Here is a 25,444-nt window from a genome sequence, read left to right on the forward strand (position 1 = left end):
GATGGACAAAGTTCGTGTTACGATAGACGGAATCACTGTAGAAGTCCCTTCCCATTACACGGTATTGGAAGCAGCAAAAGAAGCGGGCATAGATATTCCTACCCTGTGTTACCTCAAGGAAATTAACCAAATTGGCGCTTGTCGTATATGTGTAGTTGAAATAGAAGGAATTAGAAATTTACAAACCTCCTGCACTTATCCGGTATTTGATGGTATGAAAGTGTATACAAATACACCCAAAATTAGAGAAGCGCGGAAATTAAATCTTGAGCTTATACTTTCAAATCATGATAGAAGTTGTTTGACTTGTATTAGAAATACTAACTGTGAGCTTCAATCATTGTCTAAAAAATTAGGAGTAGATGAAATAAGGTTTGAAGGGGAAAATATAAAGTATTCTATAGATAATGCTTCTCCTTCTGTTGTAAGAGACCCAAATAAGTGTGTGCTTTGTAGAAGATGTGTAGCAGTATGTTCAGAAGTCCAAAACGTATTTGCTATTGGAATGGTAAACAGAGGATTTAAAACAATTGTAGCACCTTCTTTTGGCAGAAGTTTAAAAGATTCTCCTTGTATAAGTTGCGGACAGTGTATTGAGGTATGTCCTGTTGGAGCTATATATGAGAAAGATCACACAAATAGAGTTTATGAGGCTTTAGCTGATGAGAAAAAATATGTAGTAGCTCAAACAGCTCCAGCTGTAAGAGTAGCATTAGGTGAAGAGTTTGGTATGCCTATAGGAAGCATCGTTACCGGGAAAATGGTAGCAGCTTTGAGAAGAATGGGTTTTGATGCAGTATTTGATACGGATTTTGCGGCCGACTTGACTATACTGGAGGAAGGCTCGGAACTTCTTGAAAGGCTTAAAAATGGCGGAAAACTTCCTATGATAACTTCCTGTAGCCCTGGTTGGATAGCTTTCTGTGAAAAATATTATCCAGAATTTATAGATAATCTTTCAACTTGTAAGTCTCCTCATATGATGATGGGGGCATTAGTAAAGAGCTATTACGCAGAAAAGAAAGGGCTAAATCCTGAGGATATATATGTAGTATCTATTATGCCATGTACTGCTAAAAAACTAGAGATTGACAGACCAGAAATGCAGCATAATGGCATAAAAGATGTGGATGCTGTTCTTACCACAAGAGAATTAGCGAGAATGATAAAAGAAATGGGCATTGACTTTGTAAATCTTCCTGATGAAGAATATGACGAGCCTCTTGGAATGTCCACTGGCGCTGGAGTGATATTCGGAGCTACAGGTGGAGTTATGGAGGCAGCTTTAAGGACAGTTGCGGATATTGTAGAAGGGAAAGATTTAGATAAATTTGATTATGAAGAAGTGAGAGGGTTAGAAGGGGTAAGAGAGGCTACTATAAAAATAGATGGTATGGATATAAAGGTTGCCATAGCAAATGGAACAGGAAATGCAAAGAAACTTCTTGACAAAGTAAAAACTGGTGAAGTAGAGTACCACTTCATAGAGGTAATGGGCTGCCCAGGAGGATGTATAATGGGAGGCGGTCAGCCGATTCACAATCCAAATGAAATGGAAAAAGTAAAAGAATTAAGAGCAAAAGCCATTTACGAAGCAGATAAAAACTTGCCTATTAGAAAATCTCACAAAAATCCTGCAATACAAAGACTCTATGAGGAATTTTTGGGCAGTCCTTTAAGCGAAAAGTCTCATCACTTGCTCCACACTCATTATTCCAAGAAGGAGCTGTATCCTCTAGTAAAATAAATTTAATTAACAGTAAAGCTTCCAATACCGTATTGGGAGCTTTACCATTTTTTTATTTTAAAGTTACTTATAGAAATGTATATAATTTGTGATATAATAAAAAAGAATAGTAGTTTATAAGGCCATTATAACTTAAGGAGTGAAAAAATTGAGAAGAGGTAGAAGTCCGTGGACGTTGGTATTTTTACTCGTTGTTGGACTAATTTTGGGAGGATTTTTAGGGGATTTGCTTGCACATTTTTTTAAAGAATTAGCTTATCATCAAATAATAGGTATGAACAATCCCCTTACTTTGGATCTGAATTTTATTAAATTTTCCTTTCTGCTGTCTGTTAAGGTAAACGTAGGGACGGTAGTAGGATTAATTCTTGCAATATACGCTTATTACAAAATGTAGGTGATAAAATGAAAATTGTCCTCGCTTCTAAATCGCCAAGAAGAAGGGAGCTACTTTCAAATTTAGGACTTGACTTTCAAGTGATTGAAAGTAATGTGGAGGAGTTTTCAAGTGAGAAGCATCCTTCAAGATATGTTATGGATTTATCTTTTAATAAAGCCCTGTTGGTTGCTAAAAAATTAAAGGAAGAAGCTATAGTAATTGGTGCTGATACTGTTGTGGTAATTGAAGATAAGGTCTTAGGAAAACCAAAGGATAGAGATGAAGCCTATATCATGCTTAAAAACTTGCAAGGAAGAGTTCATACAGTATATACAGGAATTACTATCGTCAGGACTAAAGATTTTAAATGTGTAAGCGACTTTGAAGAGACGAAAGTTTGGATTAAAAAATTAGAAGATGAAGAAATTTTTAATTATATCGATACTGGCGAAGGTTATGATAAAGCTGGAGCATATGCTATACAAGGATTTGGTGCTCTTATTGTTGAAAAGATTGAAGGAGATTATTTTAATGTGGTAGGTCTTCCGATTTCAAAGCTTTTTGATATTTTAAAAAGAGAGTTTGGTGTGAGGTTACTTTGAAAGGGTGAAGGGATTGGGCAAGGATGCAAAAATCATGATAAAAGACTTGCCTTATGAGGAAAGACCCAGAGAAAGACTTATAAAACATGGAGCTCAAGTATTGTCAAATGCCGAGTTGATAGCTATAATAATAGGGACAGGAAGTAAAAGAGAAAGTGCCATTACTTTAGCGCAAAGGCTTATAATGGAAGATAGAGGGCTTAAATTCATTATAGATTCAAGTGTAGAAAAACTTGCTGGTATAAAAGGAATTGGTGTAGCTAAGGCAGTAAAGCTAAAAGCTGCAGTAGAATTAGGACGTAGAATGATGTTATCTACGGGAAGTGATAGTTTTACAATAACATCGCCAGAAGATGTCATAAATTTGATGATGGATGAAATGAGATATTTGACGAAAGAGCATTTTAAAGTGATAATGCTTAATGTAAAGAATAAAGTTATTGCGATAGAGACTATTTCTATAGGAAGTCTAAATACTTCCATTGTGCATCCTAGAGAAGTATTTAAGGCCGCAATTGAAAGGTCATCTTCCTCTATAATTTTAGTTCACAATCACCCTAGTGGAGACCCTACTCCTAGCAGAGAAGACATCGAAGTGACAAAAAGGTTAGTACAAGGAGGAAATATACTGGGTATAAAAGTTTTAGATCATGTTATAATTGGAGATGGGAGAGGTATAAGTCTTAAAGAAAAAGGGTATTATGAGTTTGAATAAAATAGGAAGGAGTATACGCGAATGAGAGGATTTTCCAAAGATATTGGGATTGATTTAGGTACAGCTACAACTTTGGTGTATGTACAAGGTAAAGGAATTGTGTTAAGAGAACCTTCAGTAGTAGCTATAAGGACAGATTCCAAGGCAATTCTTGCAGTTGGAGAAGAAGCAAAAAAAATGGTAGGTAGAACCCCTGGAAACATAATTGCTATAAGGCCTATGAGGGATGGCGTAATAGCCGATTTTGATATAACTAAGGCTATGTTGGACCATTTTATAAGTAAAGTTAATCCAAGAAAGGGATTATTTAGGCCTAGAGTTATAGTTGGTATACCCTCGGGGGTTACGGAAGTAGAAAAAAGAGCAGTTATTGAAGCAGCTTTACAAGCAGGGGCGAAAGAAGCTCATACAGTAGAGGAGCCTATGGCTGCAGCAATTGGTGCAGGTCTTCCTGTTGAAGAACCAACTGGTAGCATGGTTGTAGACATAGGTGGTGGTACCACAGATGTGGCTGTAATTTCTCTTGGAGGAATTGTTACCAGCAAGTCTTTGAGAGTTGGCGGAGATGAAATGGATGAAGCTATAATCAATTATATAAAAAGAGAATATAACCTCATGATAGGAGAAAGGACTGCAGAAGAGATAAAGATACAAATTGGTTCAGCTTTTCCAAAGCCCAAAGAGGAAACTATGGACATAAGAGGGAGAGATTTAGTATCTGGACTTCCTAAAACTTTAAAGATTACTTCGACTGAGATTTTAGAAGCTTTAAAAGATCCAATATCCAGCATAATTGAAGCTATAAAGATGACTCTTGAAAAGACTCCACCAGAGCTTGCAGCAGATATTATGGACAGAGGAATTATGTTAACAGGCGGTGGTGCTCTTTTGAGCGGTATAGACAAGCTCATAAGAGAGGAAACAGGAATGCCTGTACAAATAGCTGATCAGCCAACAGATTGTGTGGCACTTGGTGCAGGGAAAATTTTAGAGGAAAGTTCCCTCTTTAGGAGAGTTTTAAGTCCGGCAAGTAGAGTTTGAGAGGTGTTATTGGCGTGCCACGTTTTTTTAGAAATAGGCAGTTTATTTTACTTTTTTTAACAGCCGTGGTGCTTATTGCCGCCATGGCTTATACTTATGATACAGAGAGGTATGCTACTAAAGTAGAATCTATAACTGGAAACGTTTTTGTTCCTCTCCAAAAGGTTTTTTATCAAATGGGAGAGGGAATTTCTAATTTTTTTTCTTCAATTAGTGAGATAGGTACTCTAAGGGTGACAAATGAAAAACTTCAAAAAGAAGTAGAAAAACTGAGAAAAGAAAATATAAAATTACAGGAATTAATGAACGAAAATAAAAGGCTAAAAGAAGCTTTGAATTTTAAAACAGAAAATGTTGAACTAGATTTAAAACTTGCTACTATAACAGGAAAGAATCCAGGAAATTGGTTTAATACTTTTACTATTGATAAAGGCAAAAATGAGGGTGTCAAACCTGGCATGGCAGTTTTAGACGAAAAAGGAAATATGGTAGGACAGATTACAGAAGTAGGAGACAATTGGGCAAAGGTATTAGCCATTATAGATAGAAATAGTTCTGTAAGCGCTGTAGCTGTACGAACTCGTGATAATGGTGTGGTAAGAGGAGATTCAAACGGTGGACTAATCATGATTTATCTTCCTTTAGATGCTGAATTGATAGAAGGTGACGTAGTAACTACTTCTGGTATGAGCAGATTCCCAAAAGGTTTGATAATAGGAAAAGTATCAAAAGTTACTCGAGACCCGGGTTCTTTGTTGAAACAAGCTGTCATAAAACCAGCAGCTGATTTTGAAAGATTGGAGTATGTTTTTGTAGTTACTAATACAACAAATACAGGGAAGTAGATTATTATGAGAAAAGCGTATAAGTATTTATTGATTGTTTTGTTAATTATTTTACAATCAACTTTATTCAGATTTATAGATATTTTTGGTGTTAAACCAGATGCAGTTTTTATTGTAGTGTTAAGTTTTTCACTTTTAAACGGCTCTTGGGAAGCAATTTATTTAAGCCTTTTTGGTGGGCTTATTCAAGATATTCTTTTTAATAATGCTTTAGGGGTTACTACTTTTCCCTTGCTTATTGTTAGCTACATTACAGGACTTTTAAGCAAAAGTGTTTTTAAAGAAAGTTCTTTTGTGGCTTTTGTGTTTGTTTTTTTAGGAACCCTTCTTTATAACCTTGTAACGATGTTTTCAATGGTTTTGATGAAATATGAGTTTAATTTTTTATCAGATTTTATGAATATTGCAATGATACAAGCGGTTTATAATTCTATAATTACTGTTTTTGCTTATAGGTATTTAGTTTCATTTAATAGATATGTTAATGAAAATAAAGTAAATTTTTTTAGAAAAAGTAAATATTGAAGGTGATATCTTTGAATGAGAGCCTTAAAAAAAAGTTTTATACCTTTGGAGCCATTATCATTGCACTTCTTGTTGTTTTAGTTTCACGTTTAGTTTATTTACAGCTGATAAAAGGCGACTATTACAGAGATATATCAATGCGGCAAGCAATTAGACTTATACCTATCGATGCTCCTCGTGGAGAAATTGTTGATAGATATGGAATAAAATTAGCCACAAACAGACCAAGCTTTTCTGTAAATATTATAAAAGGAGAAGTGGTTGATAGTCACCTTAACGAGACTATATTGAAATTAATGGATATTTTAACAAAAAATAATGTAAAATATAAAGACGATTTGCCTATCTATTTAGATGAAAATGGAAACCCTTATTTCAATTTTAAAAATTCAGATGAACTATCAGTAAAAGAAGAAACTTTGAAAGCTCGAGAAAAGGCGTGGAAAAAAGCTAATAATATACCAGAAAATGCTACTGCTAAAGAAACCTGGGATATTTTAATAAAGAAATTTAAAATACCTAAGGATATGGATCCAATAGAAGCAAGGAAAATAATGGTTGTACGTCAATTAATGGAAGAACAAGGATATAATCAATATCAACCAGTAGAAATAGCTGTGGATATAGACCAAAAAACGATTGCTGAAATTGAGGAAAGACATTTAGAATTACCAGGAATTATGATAAATGTAAAACCTGTGAGATATTATCCTTATGGAACTCTATTATCCCAAACATTAGGTTATATTGGTCGAATTACCCAAGAAGATTTAAAAAATTTAGATATGACTAAATATAAGCTTACAGATTTGGTTGGACATTCCGGACTAGAAGCATTATATGAAAAGTATTTAAAAGGAAAAGATGGTGGTCAACAAGTTGTAGTAGATAATTATGGAAGATTAATAAAAAATTTAGGGACAGAACCACCTGTACCAGGGGACAAAATATTTTTAACTATTGATAAGAACATTCAAGAGGCAGCAGAACAATCTCTCCTCACAACTATGCAAAATATAAGAGAAGGTAAATATGGGAAAAAGTATCCAAATGCTAATATTGGAGCTGCAGTAGTTGTAGATATTCATACAGGGAAGATTTTGGCATTAGCCAGTGTTCCTGGTTTTGATCCAAATATTTTTGCTACAGGGAATCCTCCTGCCAGTATTGTAAAGGAACTTTTTAAAGCCAGAAATGCAACAGTTGAACCTAGCCCTGTTTTCAATTATGCGACACAAGGAGCAGTACCTCCAGGTTCAACATTTAAAATGGTAGTAGCTTTAGCAGCTTTGGAAAGTGGTGTTACAACAGTAGATGAGAAATATTTAGATCCTGGCATTTATCCTTATACAAAACAGACTAACTGGCTGTGGAATGAATATCATCGGACACAAGGCTGGGTAAATGTATCAGACGCAATTAAATATTCAGTTGACACATATTTTTATGAAATGGGAAGAAGAATGGGAATAGATAAAATAATAGAATATGCTAAAAAATTTGGATTAGATGAGAGAACAGGAATTGAAATATATGAGACAAAGGGCATAATTGCAAGCCCTCAATATAAAAGAGAGTATTACCTTGGGCTTATAAAATCAATGGTAAAAACAGATACAAATCCAGATGGAGTGATAACAGAGGAACAATATCAAAAGATTGTAAAAATCATTGATTCGGGAAATTTAAGTGACTATAATACCTTTTTGCAATTGGGAAAAATGGGCATAGAAGATCCCAGGCTTCAAAGAAAATTATGGGAACTGATGTATTATGCAAAACACTGGAGTCTAACGGATACATGCAGTGCTGCAATAGGTCAAGGTGATAATCAGTTTACTCCCTTAGAAATTGCAAGTTATATATCTACTTTGGTGAATGGCGGTACTAGATATAAACTTCATCTGGTGGACAAAATTATGACTGCTGATGGTAAAATTATTGAGGAAACAAAACCACAAGTTTTAGATAGAATCGATATTCCAGAAAAATATCTTAATGCAATAAAGTTAGGAATGAGGGGAGTAACCGAAAGAGGGGGAACTGCAAGCGCTGCTTTTAATGGATTCCCTATCACTGTAGGGGGAAAAACCGGAACGGCAGAAGTAGGTATTAAAGGAAGAGATAACTATGCATGGTTTGTAGGTTTTGCGCCTTATGACAAACCCCAGATTGCCGTTGTTGCTGTCATATATCAAGGTGGGGCAGGTTCTTATGCGGCTTATGTAGCGAGAGATATATTCGATGCATATTTTGGCTTGAGTAAAGACAGTTCAAGTGAGACTTTTAAGGAGATAAATTCCCCACTAAGATAATGTAATTTGGAGGATGTTTTATCCTCTTTTTTCTTATAATTAAGAAGGAAAATTGCGATTTGTGGAGAATATAGATAATAACGAGGGTTTTACGGAGGTAGATTATGATAAAAGAAGCGATAAAAATTCAGGGGACAAAAGAAGGACTGGTAATTGTATTAGAAGAGGATGTAGATATTGAAACACTAAAAGAGAAAATAGTGAATAGAATTGAGAAATCTCTTAAGTTTTTTGAGGGTGCGACTCTTACTGTGAGAGTAAAAAGTTTAAGTGTCAAAGAAGAGAAATTACAAGAATTAAAAGATTTTATTTTTGAAAAATACGGTATTGAGGTGCGGGTAAAAAATTTTCAAGAAAAGCATATAAAAAATGTGACAGATGACGAAATATTTAATGGGTTAGAAGAGGGGATAACAAAATTTCATAAAGGGACTGTTAGGTCTGGACAAGTTGTAAAATACCATGGTAATCTTGTAATAATTGGGGATGTGAATCCTGGAGGATTAGTACAAGCTGCCGGTAATATAGTTGTTATGGGGACGTTAAGGGGGATAGCTCATGCGGGATTTACTGGCAATAAAGAGGCTGTAATCGTAGCTTCTTCCCTAAGAGCAATGCAGCTTAGAATAGCTAATATCATTTCTAGGGCTCCAGATAAAGATGATGCCAGTGATTATCCCGAAATTGCAGTTGTTAAAAAAGGTAAAATTATTGTAAAAACGCTTTACCATCTCAATGATTTATGGTAAAATATTCTAAAAAATAATATTAATGGAATGGAGTGGTACGATGAGCGAAGCAATAGTTATAACTTCTGGAAAAGGTGGAGTTGGAAAAACTACTTCTACCGCAAATATTGGTACATACCTTGCTATGAAAGGTTATAAAGTTGCTTTAGTCGATACTGATATAGGCTTAAGAAATCTTGATGTAGTGATGGGATTGGAAAATAGAATTGTGTATGATATTGTTGATGTAGTAGAGGGGCAGTGCAGATTAAAGCAAGCTTTGATAAAGGACAAAAGGTTTGATGGTTTATATCTTTTACCTGCCGCTCAAACAAGAGATAAATCTGCTGTTACTCCAGAGCAAATGCAAAAATTAATAGGAGATTTGAAAGAGGAATTTGACTATATATTAGTAGATTGTCCTGCAGGTATTGAACAAGGATTTAAAAATGCAATTGCAGGTGCTGATAGAGCAATTGTTATAACTACTCCAGAAGTTTCAGCGGTTAGAGATGCTGATAGGATTATAGGACTTTTGGAGGCGGCGGAACTTCACAATCCTATGTTAGTTATAAATAGGATTAAAATGGATATGGTCAAAAGAGGAGATATGATGGACATTGAAGATATTATAGATATTTTAGCTATTGACCTTTTAGGTGTCATTCCTGATGATGAAAATATAATTATTTCTTCCAATAAAGGTGAACCGATTGTTATGGATGAGAGGTCATTAGCAGGACAAGCTTATAGAAACTTGGTGGAAAGACTTTTAGGGAATAATGTGCCTTTAATTAACCTTGATATAGGAAATGGATTTATGGATAGACTCAAAAAGCTTTTTAAGCTGGCTTAGCGCTTTTAGGAGGTGTGATTTGTGGATTTATTTAAATCTTTTGGAGGGAAAAACACCAGTAAAGATATAGCAAAAGAGAGGTTACAACTTTTATTGGTCCATGATAGGGCGGATGTTTCTCCTAAATTTTTGGAAATGATAAAAGAAGACATATTAAACGTTATTTCTAATTACGTGGATATTGATGAAGCAGGACTAAATGTAGAAATTACAAAAGAAAAAAGAAGTGACAACACTTACATGCCTGCTCTTCATGCGAATATTCCTATAAAGAAAATGAAGCAGGTGATAAGATAACTGGCCGTAGGCCAGTTTTTTTATATAGTGAAAATCTCTTTTATATGGTATAATACAAGTTGGATTGCTGAAAAAGAGGGGATTAAAGTGTTTGATAAAAAACTTTTAAAAAACCTTGACTGGGGACTTTTGATTGTTGTGCTTTTAATCTCTATATATAGCGTTATTGTAGTGACAAGTGCTTCTCATGCAATTCAGACGGGTTCCTACAAAAAAGTTATTGTTCAGTCTGCGGCAATTTTAATAGGGCTTATTTCTATCCTCCTAATATGTCTTTTTGATTATAATATTCTTGCTAAGTTTTCTACTTTTATATATATTCTCAACCTTTTTGGTCTTGTGCTAGTTTTAGCGATAGGAAAGATAAGTAATGGTGCACAAAGCTGGATAAGTTTAGGGCCTGTGGATATTCAACCTTCTGAATTTTCTAAGTTAGCATTAGTGCTAACTTTATCAAATATGTTTAGCAAGACGGAAGAAATAAAAACTTTTAAAGAACTTTTGTGGCCAATGGTTTATGTAGGAATTCCTTTTGTTGCAGTGATGCTGCAGCCAGATTTAGGGACAGGGCTTGTATTTATTGCAATTTTTTTAGCCATAATATATATCTCGGGGATAAGGACAAAGGTATTAGCACAGCTTTTTACTTTAGGGATTGCCCTGCTGCCTATTGGGTACAAACTATTAAAACCTTACCAGAGAAATAGACTTTTATCCTTTTTAAATCCGGAACTGGACCCGATGGGAACAGGTTACCATGTGATTCAGTCTAAAATTGCTATCGGTTCAGGAATGTTTTGGGGGAAGGGGCTTTTTCATGGCAGCCAAACTCAGCTCTATTATCTTCCAGAAGCCTGGACAGACTTTATTTTTTCTGTTGTAGGGGAAGAATTAGGTTTTATAGGTGCATCTATACTAATAGTTCTCTATGCCATTATGTTGTATAAAGCTTGGAAGATTGCTTATAATGCTAAGGACAAATATGGAAGGCTGGTGGCCGTAGGGATTATTGCCATGTTTGCATTTCACCTCTTCGAAAATATAGGGATGACTATTGGAATAATGCCAATCACAGGTATTCCTCTTCCATTTATGAGTTATGGTGGAAGTGCAATGGTGGTAGATTTAATGGCTATAGGGCTTTTAGAAAATATAAGCATGAGAAGGCAAAAGATAAACTTTTAGGGGGGATTTCCATGAATATAGCTTTGATAGCCCATGACCAAAAAAAAGAACTTATGGTGAATTTCGCAATTGCTTATAAGCATATCTTTGAAAAATGCAATATATACGCAACAGGCCATACAGGACAACTTATCAAAGATGCGACAGGCCTAAATGTAAATTGCCTTTTACCCGGCCCTCTTGGTGGAGACCAACAGATTGGTGCAATGATTGCTGAAAACAAGATTGATATGGTGATTTTTTTAAGAGACCCACTTACGGCTCAACCCCATGAACCAGATATTTTGGCTCTGCTTAGAGTTTGTGATGTGCATTCTATTCCATTGGCGACTAATATCGCTACTGCAGAAGTTTTATTGAAAGGGATGGAGCAAGGACTTTTAGAGTGGAGAGAAATAGTGGAATAAAAATAATTTATCATAATAATGCCTCCTTAAAAATAAAATGTAACATAGAAGGAGGCATATATCATGAAATACCAACGAATTCCTTATTATTTTCCCAAAAAATTTAACACTTATAAAAAGTATGCAGAGCTATTTGAGAATCAATTAATTATTTCATTAGTTTTATTAGGAATGATTTTGCTTTTTAAAGCAGTTGACGTGCCTATAGCCAACTCTTTTATAAATGCTACTAAAAGTGTGCTAAGTTATAATATGAATTACGAAAACACAAAAAAAGGGTTAAAATTAGTTCAAAGTAAGATTCCTTGGCTCAAAGAGAGTGTGATAAAAGTTTTTTCTCCCACTGAAGAAAAAACTTCAGAAAATAAAACTTCTTCTGATGTTTCTCAGGCTTTTATCAAAATGATTGCGCCTGTTACTGGGAAGGTAACCTCTGGGTTTGGAATGAGAGTTGATCCAATTACAAATCAATTGACAAATCATACTGGTATTGATATAGACGTTCCTATTGGAACAGAAGTGAAAGCAGCATTAGATGGGGTAGTAATGTTAGTGGAGGAGCAAAACCAGGATTTCGGAAAAGTCATAGTTTTAAGGCATGCTAATGATGTAAGGACTGTCTATGCTCATTTATCAGAAATTTTAGTGAAAGAAGGAGACCAAGTAAAACAAGGGGATGTAATTGGAAAGACAGGCGATACTGGAAAGACAACTGCTCCTCACTTGCATTTTGAAGTTTGGGAAAATGGCAAGCCAGTAGACCCCTTGACAAAGGTTGTTATAGGGGATGCTGCCAGTGAAGGCGCAAAATGAAATTTAGAGGGCTCGAAGCAAAAATACATTTTTCTACTTTTGTGTTTGCATTACTTTTACTTGCAACGGGATTTATAAAAGAATTAATTGCTATTTTTGCTACAGTTTTTGTTCACGAATGTGGACACATTTATATTGCCAAGAAACTGAAAGTAGACGTGCTACAAGTCAATATCTATCCTTTTGGAGGAATTGCTCTTTTGGACAGCATAGTGTTTATAAGACCAGACTTAGAAGTATTAGTTGCACTGGCAGGACCTATGTCCAATATTTTTTTTGCTTTTTTTGGAGAATTCATTTCACAAGTTTTACAAATAGATATGGATTATTTTATAAAAGCTAATATTGCAATGGCTTTTTTTAATTTACTGCCAGGGCTTCCTTTGGATGGAGGACGGGTTTTAAAAAGTGTTTTGTCGTATTTTATTAGCCTAAGAAGTGCTGTTGCGACTGCTGTTTTTTCTTCCTATGCTATTTCTCTCGTTATGTTATATTTTGTTCTAAAAGGCATATTCAATTGGAAGCTAAATGTTGTTTATGCTTTTTTATCGGTGTTACTAGTAGTGGCGGCAAATAAAGAGAAAAAGGCATCAGCTTTTTTGCAAATGAGAGATCTTTTTAGAAAAAAAGCAGAGTTCTATAAAAAAGGATTGATGGGGGTACATCACATAGCAGTATTAGAAAAGGAGACAATTGCAAATGTTATAAAAAGTTTTATACCTGCTAAATACCATGTTATAATAATATTAGACGACAAATTTAGGGAAAAATATAGAATAACCGAGACTCAGCTTTTTGAATATGCGGTAGAACATGGATTGTATTTACCAATTGGTGAGATTATAAAATGACTATGGAGGAAGGAAGATGAATAACTTAAAGGATAAAATAGATGCTTTGCTTATGAAAGTAAGCAAACCTACAAGATACACAGGAGGAGAATTAAATTCTTCTATAAAAAATCCGGAGGAAGTCAAAGTAAGGTTTGCTTTTGCTTTTCCGGATGTATATGAAGTGGGAATGTCTCATTTGGGGCTTAGAATTTTATACCATCTTTTAAACAAAAGAGAAGACGTATATTGTGAAAGGGTTTTTGCACCATGGTTGGATATGGAAAAACTCATGAGGGAAAATGACATTCCTCTTTTTAGTTTAGAGACAAAAACCCCATTAGATAAATTTGACTTTATAGGTTTTACTCTTCAGTATGAATTAAGTTATACAAATGTAATAAATATGCTTAACTTAGCGGGTATTCCTATCCTATCAAGAGATAGGAAAGAGTTACCTTTTGTCATTGCTGGTGGACCCTGTGCGTATAACCCTGCTCCGTTATCTGACGTTATTGACTTTTTTGTAATGGGAGAAGGAGAAGAGGTCATAAATGAAATTATTGACGCTTATATAGATTGGAAGGAAAGGAAAGGAGAAAGAGAAGAATTTTTACAAATTGTTTCTCAAATCAAAGGAGTATATGTTCCTAAGTACTATATGGAAGTATACAATCAAGATGGAACGATAAAAGAGATAAGGACTATTAAAAAAGGAGTTCCTGAAAAAGTAAAGAAAAGAATAGTTAAAGATTTTGAAAATGTGTATCATCCTGAAGAGCAAATCGTTCCTTTTATGGACATAGTTCACGATAGAATAATGTTAGAAATCTTTAGAGGGTGTACACGAGGATGTAGATTTTGTCAAGCTGGGATGATATATAGGCCAGTGAGGGAAAAATCAAAGGAAAAAATTTTAGTTTTAGCGGACAAGCTTGTAAAATCTACAGGGTATGAGGAAATATCTTTAGCTTCTTTAAGTACTTGTGATTATTCTCAAATTGAAGAATTAGTCGAAAGGTTAATTGAGAAATATAAGGATAAGGGAGTTGGAGTTTCTATACCATCTACACGAGTAGATGCTGTATCTATAAATTTGTTAAAAGAAATACAAAAAGTTAGAAAAACAGGTCTTACTTTAGCACCAGAAGCTGGTACTCAAAGACTTAGAGACGTAATTAACAAAGGGATTACAGAAGAAGATATTTTAGAGGCGACAAAAGAGGCTTTTTCTGCAGGATGGACAAATGTCAAACTTTATTTTATGATAGGTCTCCCTACAGAGACGATGGAAGATGTGGAAGGGATAGCGGATTTGGCATATAAGATAGTAAATAATTACAAAGAAGTAAAAGGGAATACGAAGAATTTAAAAGTCACCATAAGCACTTCTACTTTTGTACCTAAACCTTTTACACCTTTTCAGTGGACGGCTCAAAACAGCATTAAAGAAATAATGGAAAAGCAAGATTTGCTAAAAAAGAAACTTAAGAGTAAAGTGTTAAAGTACAATTGGCACAATCCTTATATGAGTTTTTTAGAAGCTGTTATTTCGAGAGGAGATAGAAAAGTAGGAAAAGCTATAATAAAAGCGTGGGAAAAAGGATGCAAATTTGACGGATGGGAAGAATATTTTAATTATGACAACTGGGAAAAGGCTTTTAAGGAGGTAGGTGTAAATCCTCATTTTTATGCTAATAGAGAAAGAAGTTTAGAAGAAATATTTCCATGGGATGTAATAGACGTTGGGGTAGATAAAAGGTATTTGATTAGAGAATATAAAAAATCTCAAGAAGGAAGAATTACACTTGACTGCAGGCTTTATTGTACAGGTTGTGGAGTAAAGGATTTTGATGAGGGGGTAGTGTGTTTTGAAGCGCCTAAGAAATAAATATACAAAAGATGAAAGAGTCAAATTTATTTCCCATTTAGACATTTTGCGAGTATTTCAAAGGGCTTTGAGAAGAGCTGATATAAAAGTCGCTTTTTCACAAGGATTTAATCCCCATCCTAAAATTTCTTTTGGGCCTGCTCTTATAGTAGGTGCGACGACAGATGGGGATTATATGGATATAGATTTGGAAGAAGATATTTCTCCTGAAGAATTCAGAAAAAAGATGAACGAAGTGTTACCACCTGGTATTGAAATTGTGGAAAGCTATGAGGTAGAATTGAATGATGCGCTTTCTACAAAAATAAAAGGAGCAGAGTATATTTTGCAAGTCAATGTAAAAAAAAGTATTAAAGATATTCAAAATAAAATAGAAGAATTTATGAGAAAAGATGTAATTGAAATAGAAAAAGAGAGTAAAAACGGCAGGAAGATGGTAAATATAAGACCTTATGTTTTAGAGTTAAAAGTAATTGAAGAGGCCGAAGATTATTTGAAATTTTATATAAAATTAACATTAGGAGAGGGAGTTCCTAATCCTTTACATTTATTAAAGGCTTTGAATGATTACATTGGAGACTTGTTTGATATGGACTCTTATAAACTTCACAGAAAATATATGATTTTAGAATAAGTACGGGGTGAAAATTTTGAAAAGACTTATATTGGACATTGATGGAAATTTGAGCCAAATCGCTTTATTAGAAAATGGGAAGCTAAAGGAGTACCATCCGGAGAAAAGAGATGGGAAAAATATTTTGGGGAATATTTATAAAGGTAAGATTCAAAATGTTTTAAAAGGCATGCAGGCAGCCTTTGTAGATATTGGAATTGGGAAGAACGCTTTTTTATTTTTTGACGATGTGCTTTTTCAACAAGAAAATTTACTCAAAAGCATTACACAAGTTTTAAAACCAGGTCAACCAATAATGGTTCAAGTATCAAAAGAAGCAGTAGGCATGAAAAATCCCAGAGTGACCGCTAATATTTCTTTGCCGGGGAAATATGTTGTTTTAATGCCTAATGTCGATTACATTGGAATTTCTCATAGGATTGAAGAAGAAGTGGAAAGAAAGAAGCTTCAGGAAATTATAAAAGAATTAAAACCTGAAGGTATGGGAATAATTGTTAGAACAGCTGCATTAGAGGCGACAGAACAGCAAATGAGGGAAGATTTAGAAGAATTAATTCGCTTGTACGAGAAAATACAAAAAGATTTTCAAAATGCCCCCCTTCCTTCTTTGATATATAAAGAAGAGGATTTTGTAATTAAGTATTTGAGGGATTTGCTTTCTGATGAGGTAGATGAAATTGTGGTTAACGACAAAGAGGAGTATGAGAACATAAAAAGATATTTAAAAAATGTAGGAAAGGATAATATTTCAGTTACTTATGAAGAAGGAGATTTAATGGGGATTTATGGAGCAGATTTTCAAGTCGAAAAATTGTTAGAAAAAAAGGTATGGTTAAAAAGTGGAGGTTTTGTAATAATAGACCAAACAGAAGCTCTTACTGTAATTGATGTAAATACAGGAAAGTACGTAGGAAAATCTTCTTTAGAGGAGACAATATACAAGACCAATCTTGAAGCAGCAGAAGAAATTGCCCTGCAGCTTAAGCTAAGAGATATTGGTGGAATAATTATTATTGATTTTATAGACATGAAAAATGAAAATTTTAGAAGGGATTTGCTTGAATTTTTCAAAAGAGAACTCCAAAAAGACAGGACAAAATGCACTGTATTGGGGTATACTCGATTAGGACTTGTTGAGATGACAAGGAAAAGGGTGAGGTCGCAAGTAGGATCATACCTTAAAGAAAAATGTCCTATATGTGAAGGGGAAGGATTGGTTTACTCAACTGAGTACATCTACAAAAGATTAAGAAATAATATACAAAGGGTGTTGCGGCATGTAAATGCGCGAAAAATCTACATAAAAGGGAATGATAAAGTTGTTAAAATCGCGGTAGAGAAGGGAATTATAAAATTTTACAAAGAGAAATTTAATGTAGATTTCGAACTTGTTGTTGACAATACCAAAAAATATGGCCATTTTGAGATAGACTTTGAATGAAGAATCAAAGTTAAAAAAGCTGCCCAAGGGAATTTTTGGGCAGCTTTATATCTACTTTTCTTTTTCATACTTTGCCACAATTCTCGTGGCTATTCCACCTCTTTCTTGAAACTCACCTATTACTTCCATAAATTTTGGCTGTAGAAGTTCAACTAAGTCATCCAAAATTCTATTTATAGCATGTTCTTGCAGGATACCTACATTTCTATAGGAGGTGAGATAATACTTTAAAGATTTAAGTTCTACTAATTTTTTAAAAGGGATATATTTTATAGTAAGTTTTGCATTATCAGGTAATCCTGTCCAAGGGCAAACAGAAGAAAATTCATTAGTTATATATTCTACAATAGTATTTTTTTCAGGGTATTCATATTCAATGGATTCTAAAACTTCTTTGTCAATCTTTTCATAACCGTAAGTGTCAAATCTTCTCTCTTTATATTTATCTGTCAAATTTCACAACTCCTTTCTTTTCCATTGCAAAAAGCAAAAAATATCCCGTTACCAAAAGTACAGTTTCAGCCAATCCTACGCTTAAGAAAGTTGGAATAAATGGTATATTGGCAGAGATATTTAAAGTGATTCCAACAGATGCTGCAATCCAAATAGCTACGAATACAGCACCTACCAATTTGTGAGTAGCTCTTCCAATGTAGTATCCAATTGTACAACCGATTAAGTTTGAAAGAGGCATAAAAATTAGCTCCATTGTGCCAGCAAATGGGCTAAACAAATTTGCAAAAAAATTTCCTATCATCATGGAAATGGCATATTTTTTATTGAATACTACAATGGATTTTGTAATTTCCCCTACGCGAAACTGAAGGGGTAAAAATGAGATGGAAGAAAATATAACTGTGAGTACAAAATAAATTGCCGCAACCAGAGCAATTTCTGCTATATCTTTTATTCTTTTTTTGGACACAAAATTACCTCCTTTGTTTTGTTAACTGGGGTTACTGCGACCCAGGTGAGCATTTTGCTCACTATGATCAATTTTAACACAACTACTGGAGTAGTTTCAACATAAAAACTCTTTCTATCAATTAAATAATAAAAGTTAAGAATGATGTTTTATTATTATCGAAAAATTTATAATTTTTATTGACAATAATAATTTGTATAATTTATCATAAAGGTAGGAAGGTGTTAGTGATTGTTACTGAAGATGGGGAGGTGATTTTGTGAAGGGGCAATATTATACAATATTAGCTTTGATATTCGCAGTTATAGTAGCGATTTTTGCTATTTCTAATGCTGGACCTGTGGATATAAGTTTTTTGTATTGGCATTATTCAATTTCTCAAGCTTTAGTAATTTTATTGTCAGCAGCTATTGGAGCTATAATTGTGGGGACAATAGGTTTGTTTGGACAAATTCGCTATAGCGTAACGATAAGAGGACTTAACAATAGGATAAAAGAGTTGGAAAAAGAAAAGGAGGAATTGAATCAAAAGGTTATAGAATTGCAAAACTATAAATTAGCGGAAGAAAAAACAAAAGAACAAAGCGATGCCAAGGAAGAGGCGAGAGAAAAAGGAACACAAACTCTTTAGTCGATTTGGCACTTGGTGAAGACATATTTACTACCCAATTCCTTTTTGAGATGGAAATAAAAGGCGCTTGCTTTTTTGATTGACAAGTGATATTTTATTATGTTAAAATATCACTTGTGGCCGCTCAGGACGGGTTTTTAAACTTTTACCTTGTTCCCTGGCGAGACTGGATGTAGGAGGTGCAAAAATGTACGCAATAATCGAAACTGGTGGAAAACAGTATATGGTTCGTGAAGGAGATGTTCTTGCAGTAGAAAAGTTAAATTATCCAGAAGGAGAAGTGATTTCTTTTGACAAAGTTTTGGCTGTGTCAAAAGAGGATGGTAATGTAGAGTTTGGCAAACCCTATTTAGAAAATGTTAAGGTGAATGCCAAAGTTTTAGAGCATGGAAAAGGACCAAAAATAAGAGTTTTTAAGTATAAGCCAAAGAAAAATTATAGAAAAAGACAAGGACATCGTCAACCTTACACAAAAGTACAGATTGAAAAAATAATTCAGTAAGCCATGATTAGAGTAGAAATATTGAGAGATCCAAAAGGGGATATTTATAAATTTAATATAAAAGGACATGCAGGTTTCGATGAGTACGGAAAGGACATCATATGTGCAGCTGTTTCTGCTATATCTCAGACAGCGGTGCTGGGAATAGAGGCGTTAAAAACTGTTAAAATAAATAAAAAAATAGAAAGTGGCGATTTGCAGGTTGACATTATTAATAAAGGTTTGGCAGAAGATGATATACGATTAAAAGCTATTCTGGAGACTATGGTTTTAGGCCTTAAAGATATTGAAGCGGATTATCCTGAATATGTAAGGGTTATGGATAGGAGGTGCAAAAAATGAAACTCCAACTTTTTGCTCATAAAAAGGGTGTTGGAAGTTCCAGAAACGGTCGTGATAGTGAATCTAAGCGTTTGGGAGTCAAAAGAGCAGATGGCCAATTTGTATTAGCTGGTAATATCCTTGTAAGACAAAGAGGAACTAAAATACATCCAGGTGTAAATGTAGGAAGAGGAAAAGATGATACACTTTTTGCATTAATTGATGGATATGTTACTTTTGAAAGAAAAGGCCGCGACAAGAAACAAGTAAGTGTTTATCCGGAAAGAAAAGTTGCACAGAATTAAATCCTGGTTTATACCAGGATTTTTTCATAAATAAATAATAATTAAAAAAGAAAGTGGTGAAAAGATGGTGTCAGATGTGGAGTTATTGGTAGACTACATCAAAAGAAGCAGACATGAGCTTTTAAATGATTTACAATTAGTATTAGGCTATGCTCAACTAGGGAAATTAGAGAAAGTGATTGAATCTCTCCACATTACTATTGACCACCTTAATAGAGAAAGAGATATCTTTAATTCCGAAAATGCACAGGAAATTATAAAGAAACTATTAAAAGAGTAAAAAAATACGAGAAGTATATACTATAAGATAAGGCAGGTGATAGAATTGTTTATAGACACGGCAAGGATATACATAAAAGCTGGAGACGGTGGAAATGGAATTATATCTTTTAGAAGGGAAAAATATGTTGCTTATGGTGGGCCGGACGGTGGCGACGGAGGAAAAGGTGGAGATGTAATATTTGTAACAGATCCTAATTTGTCTACTTTGTTAGATTTTAAATACAGGAAAAAATACGTTGCGCAAAATGGAGAAAACGGCAGAGGTAAAAATCAATATGGCAAAAATGGGGAAGATTTGTACATCAAAGTTCCTGTAGGAACGTTGATAATTAACGATGAAACAGGAGAAATTATAGCTGACCTTGTAAAACCTAATCAAAAAGCTATTGTTTTAAAAGGAGGTAAGGGAGGAAGAGGGAATACTAAATTTGCTACTTCTACTTTGAAGACTCCTCGTTTTGCTGAAAGCGGCGAAAAAGGCAAAGAAATGTGGGTACGGTTAGAGCTGAAACTTCTTGCTGATGTAGGATTAATAGGATTTCCTAATGCAGGGAAATCTACTCTTCTAGCCAGTTGCACAAGAGCAAAACCTAAAATTGCCAATTATCCTTTTACAACACTGACACCTAATTTGGGAGTTGTAGAACATAAAGGGAAATCCTTTGTAATGGCAGATATTCCAGGTTTAATTGAAGGGGCCCACAGAGGAGAAGGACTAGGTCATGACTTTTTGCGACACATTGAAAGGACAAAAATGTTAATACACGTGGTGGATGTATCTGGAAATGAGGGACGAGATCCTATAGAAGATTTTGAGAAGATAAATGAGGAGCTGAAACTTTACAGTGAAAGATTACTTACTTTGCCTCAAATTGTTGCAGCAAATAAAATTGATATACAAAGCAGTAAAGAAAATTTTTCTGCTTTTGAAAAAGAAATCAAAAAAAGAGGTTATGAGGTATATCCTATATCTGCTTTGACAAAAGAGGGAATTGACAAACTTTTGGATAAGACTATAGAAATTCTTTCTTCTATTCCGATTGAAGAGATAAAGGAAGTGCCAGAAGTTATTGTATATACACCTCCTGAAGAGGAAGAAACACTTAATATAGAAGTAAAAGATAATACCTATTATCTTAGCGGTACAAAAATTGACAAACTTTTAAAAAGAGTAAATTTACAAGATGAACATTCTTTAAGATACTTTGAAATACTTCTTAGAAAGAGCGGGGTAATAGATGCTCTTAAGGAAAAGGGATTTAAAAGTGGTGATACAATAAATGTGAGAGATTTTGAATTTGAATATTATGAATAAAAGTGGAATTTGATTCCACTTTTTTATTTACTTTAAACGAGGTCTCAGTGTAAGCTTGTGCAATTTATCTCTTTTGATGTATAATGTTAATATAAAAGAAATATAAATTGGGGGATAGTAACTTGGGAAGGGAGCTTAGACTTGGGATAATGGGAGGCACTTTTGACCCTATTCATTATGGTCATTTAGTTACTGCTGAAGCGGTAAGGTCTGAGTTTAAATTGGACAAGGTAATTTTTGTTCCAGCAGGTAACCCGCCTCATAAAGTAAAGCGAAAAGTGACAGATAAAAAACATCGTTATTTAATGACTATTCTTGCCACAATAACTAATCCTTTCTTTGAAGTATCGACGATTGAAATTGACAGAGAAGGGTATACTTATACTATTGACACTATCAAAGAGTTTAAAAAAATTTATGGGGAGAAAACTCAACTTTATTTTATAACAGGAGCGGATGCTGTTTTAGAGATTTTGACTTGGAAAAGTGCAGATGAGCTTTTAAAGATGTGTAATTTTGTTGCCGCAACTAGGCCAGGAGTTGAGGGTAATAGAATAGATGAAGAATTAGACAAAATTAGAAGACTTTATGGGAATGTCATTTACAAAGTGACTGTTCCTTCTTTGGCTATCTCCTCCACTGATATAAGGGAAAGAGTAGCAGGGGGACGGCCTATAAAGTATTTACTGCCGGAGTCTGTGGAAAGATATATTCAAAAGTACGGTTTGTACAAAGAGGATGACGAAAATGGGGTATGACACAGAACGTTTAAAAAGGAAATTAAGAAATTTGTTAGATGAAAAAAGGTATTTACACTCTATAGGTGTTATGGAAACCGCAATGCACCTTGCTAAAAAATATGGTGCTAATGTAGAAAAGGCACAAATTGCAGGTTTGTTGCACGATTGTGCAAAGAGCTATTCTGATGAAGAACTTTTAAAGTTTGCTCAAAGATATGGAATTGAAGTAGATGAAGTTTTAAAAAATGCACCTTTTCTTTTACACGGTCCTATAGGTGCACATTTGGTAGAAGAAATTTTTGGGATAAAAGATCAAGAAATAAAAAAGGCAATTGCTCTTCATACTACTGGTGATGTCAATATGAGCCTTTTGGATGAAATAGTATTTCTTGCAGATTATATAGAGCCTAATAGAGATTTTAAAGGAGTAGAGGAATTAAGGCGATTAGCTGAGGAAAATTTAGGCCTTGCTTTGTTAAAGTCTTTTGATAGTACGATTTGTTATGTTTTAGAGAGGAGACTACTTCTTTATGAGAAAACAGTAAAAGCTCGAAACTATATTCTTCTGAAACTTGGGAGTGGAGATAAATGAGAAAGGTAATAAAAATTGTATCTGTGTTATTATTGTTAATTTTATTGTCTGTAGGAGTAGGGGGGTATATTTATTTAAAGTCTCTGAATCCTTCAGATGCCTTTTTGATGAAAAAAAGCAGTGAAAACAAAAATTCAGAAACGATTCAGAAAATAAATATATTGGTTTTGGGAGTTGATGAAACATCACCAACAGATCCAAGGCGTTCTGATACTATGATATTATTATCTTATAATCCTAAAACTAATAAAGCTTATATCTTATCTATTCCAAGAGATACAATGATTAAACTTGACAAATATGGGACACAAAAGATAAACGCTGCTTATCCAATAGGTGGGCCTCAGTTGGCGATGGATACGGTGTCACAGCTTATTGGAGAACCTGTTGATTATTATGTAAAGATTGGATATGAAGGTTTTAAACAGTTAGTAGATGATTTAGGCGGAGTAGAGATGAACGTTCCTATGGACATGAATTATGATGACAATGCGGGAAATCTTCACATACATTTGAAAAAAGGTGTACAGCTTTTGGATGGAGAAAAGGCTTTACAGTTGGTGAGATTTAGACATGGGTATGCAGAACAAGATTTAGAAAGGGTCAAAGTACAAAGAGAATTTTTGTTAGCAATGTTTGAAAAAGCTAAAAACCCCAGTACTTTGTTAAAAATTCATCGTATATTAAAAACCATAAATCAATACGTAGAAACAAACATACCACCTGTTACTATGCTAAAGTATGCAGATTACCTTTTGAAACTTGACAAAGACAATATAAAAACAGCTACTTTGCCTGGTACTCCTCAGTACATTGATGGGATTGCTTATTATATTACAGATCCCCAAGAAGTAAGACAATTTATGGCGAATTTAGATGGCAATATAGATGATAAAACTAATGAGATGACAGTTAACAAAAATATAAAAATAGAGGTTTTAAATGGCGGTGGTGTACCAGGAGTAGCCGCAAAGACAGCTGATTTGTTAAAACAACAAGGGTATGATGTAGTGAAAATAGGGAATGTAATAGGTACCACTTACAACACTACTCAGATAATTAATAGGACTGATGATAAAAAAGTAGTAGAAGATTTGAAAAAAATTTTAAAAAATGCTATCGTAGTGGAAGATACAAATGGAGGCAGTAGTGTTGATATAACTATAATTTTGGGAAAAAATATATAAAGTGGAGGTTGATTTAGTGATAGACGTAAAAGATAAGGTATTTAAAATCTATAAAGTTTTAGAAGATAAGAAAGCTTCTGATATAAAGATTTTGTATATAGGAGACTTAACAATTGTTGCAGATTATTTTATTATTGCCACTGGCAATTCGGATACTCACGTTAAAGCATTGATAGACGAAATTGAAAAAAAACTTATGGAAGACGGCATTTTTGTTGGTCATATTGAAGGTTACAATTGGGGTAAGTGGGTTTTAATGGATTATGGTGATGTAATAGTTCACATATTTCAACAACCCGAAAGGGAATTTTATAATTTAGAAAGATTGTGGGCAGATGCAAAGGAAATAGTGCTTGACAACCTTGTTTGAGGCATGTATAATAACGTTAATAAATTTTTTATTAATATCTTATCTTTTGTGCGGATATTTTTATAGCCCTATCAGTAATTTTTCATTACCTCATTGAATATATTTAATATTGTATGATTAGGGGGATTTAAAGCCAATGAAGACACATCCTATCTTGAAGAGCATAATCCCTATGATGGAAGGAATAGCACATACGTTTGGAAAAAATTGTGAAGTAGCATTGCATGACTTTTCTTCTCCACAAAGTCCAATTATCGCAATTGTAAACGGGCATGTAACAGGAAGAGATGTAGGGAGCCCTTTACCTGAAACTATATCGAAAGTATTAAAATCTGATAACGTAGAAAATTTAACAAATTACAAAAATAAAGGCAAAGATGGAAAAATTTTAAAGTCATCTGCTCTTTTTATAAAAGATGAAAATGGTAAACCTGTTGGATGCCTTACCATCAATATTGATATTTCGGAATTTATAATGGTAAAAAATACTTTATCAGAGTTTTGTGATGTGACGGATACCAATGAAGAGGCTCGAGAGGCTTATACAGGTAGTGTTAGCGATGTGCTGGAAAGTATAGTAAACACAACGTTAGAAAATTACGGGAAACCTGTGAATTTCATGACAAAAGAAGAGAAGGTACAAGTGGTTAAGATGTTGGATGAAAAAGGGACTTTTTTGATAAGAGGTGCTGTGGATTACGTAGCAAAAATATTGTGTGTTTCCAGATATACTATATATAATTACTTAGATGAAATAAGGGTAGGAGAGGATTTTGGGAAATATTAGTATGTTTTCCTTTACAACTTTTTGATTTTATGATATAATAAAAATAAATTGAAAATTAAATAAAATGCTAAACGCTGAATTCGTAAAGAAGCGGGGGAACCACTTTCCGGGGTGAATCCATCTTTGTAATAAGATGGTAGGGTTATCTTTCGACCCGAATCCGTCAGCTAACCTCGTAAGCGTTGAAAGAGGAGGATGATAGCATTGGTGTCTTTTTGTGTCTTTTCAGACACCGA

The 25,444-nt window shown here is 34.1% G+C and carries 31 protein-coding genes and 1 riboswitch; of the genes, 29 read left to right on the top strand and 2 right to left on the bottom strand.

All coding sequences use genetic code 11. From position 1 onward, the window contains the following. Position 1: 1 nt before the first annotated feature. The 18 genes from BUB32_RS09460 (at position 2) to BUB32_RS09545 (ending at position 17,251) form a co-directional block, all read left to right on the top strand. Positions 2 to 1,747, top strand: coding sequence for an NADH-dependent [FeFe] hydrogenase, group A6 (locus tag BUB32_RS09460; RefSeq protein ID WP_072969170.1), 1,746 nt, complete (start codon positions 2 to 4; stop codon positions 1,745 to 1,747). Positions 1,748 to 1,895: 148 nt separating this feature from the next. Continuing rightward, positions 1,896 to 2,144, top strand: a complete 249-nt coding sequence (locus BUB32_RS09465; RefSeq protein ID WP_072969171.1) for a DUF4321 domain-containing protein — start codon at positions 1,896 to 1,898, stop codon at positions 2,142 to 2,144. Positions 2,145 to 2,152: 8 nt separating this feature from the next. Next, positions 2,153 to 2,728, top strand: a complete 576-nt coding sequence (locus tag BUB32_RS09470) for a Maf family protein (protein WP_072969172.1) — start codon at positions 2,153 to 2,155, stop codon at positions 2,726 to 2,728. Between the two features lie 34 nt (positions 2,729 to 2,762). Further along, complete coding sequence (gene radC, locus BUB32_RS09475) at positions 2,763 to 3,443, top strand: RadC family protein (protein ID WP_042832754.1); 681 nt, start codon at positions 2,763 to 2,765, stop codon at positions 3,441 to 3,443. A gap of 21 nt (positions 3,444 to 3,464) precedes the next feature. After that, positions 3,465 to 4,484, top strand: coding sequence for a rod shape-determining protein (locus BUB32_RS09480; RefSeq protein WP_042832755.1), 1,020 nt, complete (start codon positions 3,465 to 3,467; stop codon positions 4,482 to 4,484). A 14-nt stretch (positions 4,485 to 4,498) separates the two neighbouring features. Next, entirely contained in the window at positions 4,499 to 5,329 is an 831-nt protein-coding gene (gene mreC, locus BUB32_RS09485; RefSeq protein WP_072969207.1) for a rod shape-determining protein MreC, read from the top strand. Between the two features lie 6 nt (positions 5,330 to 5,335). After that, the gene (gene mreD, locus BUB32_RS09490; protein ID WP_072969173.1) at positions 5,336 to 5,854 is read left to right on the top strand and encodes a rod shape-determining protein MreD; all 519 of its coding nucleotides are present in this window, start codon (positions 5,336 to 5,338) and stop codon (positions 5,852 to 5,854) included. Beyond that, entirely contained in the window at positions 5,851 to 8,169 is a 2,319-nt protein-coding gene (locus BUB32_RS09495; RefSeq protein WP_072969174.1) for a penicillin-binding protein 2, read from the top strand. The genes mreD and BUB32_RS09495 overlap by 4 nt, the downstream gene beginning before the upstream one ends. Before the next feature lie 104 nt (positions 8,170 to 8,273). Further along, on the top strand, positions 8,274 to 8,918 hold the full coding sequence (minC, locus tag BUB32_RS09500) for a septum site-determining protein MinC (protein WP_072969175.1): 645 nt from the start codon (positions 8,274 to 8,276) through the stop codon (positions 8,916 to 8,918). Positions 8,919 to 8,958: 40 nt separating this feature from the next. Beyond that, positions 8,959 to 9,753 carry a septum site-determining protein MinD gene (gene minD / locus BUB32_RS09505; RefSeq protein ID WP_042832759.1) on the top strand — a complete coding sequence of 265 codons (795 nt, stop codon included), beginning with the start codon at positions 8,959 to 8,961 and terminating at the stop codon, positions 9,751 to 9,753. A gap of 21 nt (positions 9,754 to 9,774) precedes the next feature. Then, a complete protein-coding gene (gene minE / locus BUB32_RS09510; protein ID WP_072969176.1) occupies positions 9,775 to 10,050 on the top strand; it encodes a cell division topological specificity factor MinE in 276 nt (91 codons plus the stop codon). 87 nt (positions 10,051 to 10,137) lie between these two features. Then, positions 10,138 to 11,235: a rod shape-determining protein RodA gene (rodA, locus tag BUB32_RS09515; protein ID WP_072969177.1), complete on the top strand. Its 1,098-nt coding sequence runs from the start codon at positions 10,138 to 10,140 to the stop codon at positions 11,233 to 11,235. 11 nt (positions 11,236 to 11,246) lie between these two features. Then, positions 11,247 to 11,642: a methylglyoxal synthase gene (mgsA, locus tag BUB32_RS09520; RefSeq protein ID WP_042832760.1), complete on the top strand. Its 396-nt coding sequence runs from the start codon at positions 11,247 to 11,249 to the stop codon at positions 11,640 to 11,642. Positions 11,643 to 11,705: 63 nt separating this feature from the next. Then, positions 11,706 to 12,455, top strand: coding sequence for a M23 family metallopeptidase (locus BUB32_RS09525; protein ID WP_072969178.1), 750 nt, complete (start codon positions 11,706 to 11,708; stop codon positions 12,453 to 12,455). Next, positions 12,452 to 13,306: a M50 family metallopeptidase gene (locus tag BUB32_RS09530; RefSeq protein ID WP_072969179.1), complete on the top strand. Its 855-nt coding sequence runs from the start codon at positions 12,452 to 12,454 to the stop codon at positions 13,304 to 13,306. The genes BUB32_RS09525 and BUB32_RS09530 overlap by 4 nt, the downstream gene beginning before the upstream one ends. Before the next feature lie 16 nt (positions 13,307 to 13,322). Further along, positions 13,323 to 15,176: a TIGR03960 family B12-binding radical SAM protein gene (locus BUB32_RS09535; protein ID WP_072969180.1), complete on the top strand. Its 1,854-nt coding sequence runs from the start codon at positions 13,323 to 13,325 to the stop codon at positions 15,174 to 15,176. Further along, on the top strand, positions 15,157 to 15,810 hold the full coding sequence (locus BUB32_RS09540) for a TIGR03936 family radical SAM-associated protein (protein WP_072969181.1): 654 nt from the start codon (positions 15,157 to 15,159) through the stop codon (positions 15,808 to 15,810). The genes BUB32_RS09535 and BUB32_RS09540 overlap by 20 nt, the downstream gene beginning before the upstream one ends. 7 nt (positions 15,811 to 15,817) lie before the next feature. Continuing rightward, entirely contained in the window at positions 15,818 to 17,251 is a 1,434-nt protein-coding gene (locus BUB32_RS09545) for an Rne/Rng family ribonuclease (RefSeq protein WP_072969182.1), read from the top strand. 51 nt (positions 17,252 to 17,302) lie between these two features. Here the strand turns inward: BUB32_RS09545 and queF are convergent, their stop codons facing one another. Together queF and BUB32_RS09555 are read right to left on the bottom strand one after the other, a co-directional pair. Then, positions 17,303 to 17,704: a preQ(1) synthase gene (gene queF / locus BUB32_RS09550; protein WP_042832767.1), complete on the bottom strand. Its 402-nt coding sequence runs from the start codon at positions 17,702 to 17,704 to the stop codon at positions 17,303 to 17,305. Beyond that, entirely contained in the window at positions 17,694 to 18,176 is a 483-nt protein-coding gene (locus BUB32_RS09555) for a QueT transporter family protein (RefSeq protein WP_072969183.1), read from the bottom strand. Before BUB32_RS09555 ends, queF begins: the two co-directional genes overlap by 11 nt. 259 nt (positions 18,177 to 18,435) lie before the next feature. Here BUB32_RS09555 and BUB32_RS09560 point away from each other — a divergent pair, with 259 nt between their 5' ends. The 11 genes from BUB32_RS09560 (at position 18,436) to BUB32_RS09610 (ending at position 25,208) form a co-directional block, all read left to right on the top strand. Further along, a complete protein-coding gene (locus BUB32_RS09560; protein ID WP_072969184.1) occupies positions 18,436 to 18,807 on the top strand; it encodes a LapA family protein in 372 nt (123 codons plus the stop codon). A 187-nt stretch (positions 18,808 to 18,994) separates the two neighbouring features. After that, a complete protein-coding gene (rplU, locus tag BUB32_RS09565) occupies positions 18,995 to 19,309 on the top strand; it encodes a 50S ribosomal protein L21 (protein ID WP_072969185.1) in 315 nt (104 codons plus the stop codon). A 3-nt stretch (positions 19,310 to 19,312) separates the two neighbouring features. After that, the gene (locus tag BUB32_RS09570) at positions 19,313 to 19,651 is read left to right on the top strand and encodes a ribosomal-processing cysteine protease Prp (RefSeq protein ID WP_072969186.1); all 339 of its coding nucleotides are present in this window, start codon (positions 19,313 to 19,315) and stop codon (positions 19,649 to 19,651) included. Continuing rightward, positions 19,648 to 19,935: a 50S ribosomal protein L27 gene (rpmA, locus tag BUB32_RS09575; RefSeq protein WP_072969187.1), complete on the top strand. Its 288-nt coding sequence runs from the start codon at positions 19,648 to 19,650 to the stop codon at positions 19,933 to 19,935. Before BUB32_RS09570 ends, rpmA begins: the two co-directional genes overlap by 4 nt. Positions 19,936 to 19,999: 64 nt before the next feature. Further along, a complete protein-coding gene (locus BUB32_RS09580; RefSeq protein WP_003868115.1) occupies positions 20,000 to 20,215 on the top strand; it encodes a Spo0B domain-containing protein in 216 nt (71 codons plus the stop codon). Between the two features lie 45 nt (positions 20,216 to 20,260). Beyond that, positions 20,261 to 21,532, top strand: a complete 1,272-nt coding sequence (obgE, locus tag BUB32_RS09585; RefSeq protein ID WP_072969188.1) for a GTPase ObgE — start codon at positions 20,261 to 20,263, stop codon at positions 21,530 to 21,532. 122 nt (positions 21,533 to 21,654) lie between these two features. Beyond that, positions 21,655 to 22,290, top strand: coding sequence for a nicotinate-nucleotide adenylyltransferase (gene nadD / locus BUB32_RS09590; protein ID WP_072969189.1), 636 nt, complete (start codon positions 21,655 to 21,657; stop codon positions 22,288 to 22,290). Next, entirely contained in the window at positions 22,280 to 22,864 is a 585-nt protein-coding gene (gene yqeK, locus BUB32_RS09595; protein ID WP_072969190.1) for a bis(5'-nucleosyl)-tetraphosphatase (symmetrical) YqeK, read from the top strand. Before nadD ends, yqeK begins: the two co-directional genes overlap by 11 nt. Further along, complete coding sequence (locus BUB32_RS09600; RefSeq protein ID WP_072969191.1) at positions 22,861 to 24,051, top strand: LCP family protein; 1,191 nt, start codon at positions 22,861 to 22,863, stop codon at positions 24,049 to 24,051. Before yqeK ends, BUB32_RS09600 begins: the two co-directional genes overlap by 4 nt. Before the next feature lie 16 nt (positions 24,052 to 24,067). After that, positions 24,068 to 24,421: a ribosome silencing factor gene (rsfS, locus tag BUB32_RS09605; protein ID WP_042832773.1), complete on the top strand. Its 354-nt coding sequence runs from the start codon at positions 24,068 to 24,070 to the stop codon at positions 24,419 to 24,421. A 136-nt stretch (positions 24,422 to 24,557) separates the two neighbouring features. Further along, positions 24,558 to 25,208 (top strand): helix-turn-helix transcriptional regulator, encoded by a 651-nt coding sequence (locus BUB32_RS09610; RefSeq protein ID WP_072969192.1) that lies wholly within the window; start codon positions 24,558 to 24,560, stop codon positions 25,206 to 25,208. 62 nt (positions 25,209 to 25,270) lie between these two features. Then, positions 25,271 to 25,404, top strand: a riboswitch (cyclic di-AMP (ydaO/yuaA leader). Positions 25,405 to 25,444: the final 40 nt, after the last annotated feature.

The organism is Thermoanaerobacter uzonensis DSM 18761, from assembly GCF_900129115.1.
Classification (GTDB): domain Bacteria; phylum Bacillota; class Thermoanaerobacteria; order Thermoanaerobacterales; family Thermoanaerobacteraceae; genus Thermoanaerobacter; species Thermoanaerobacter uzonensis.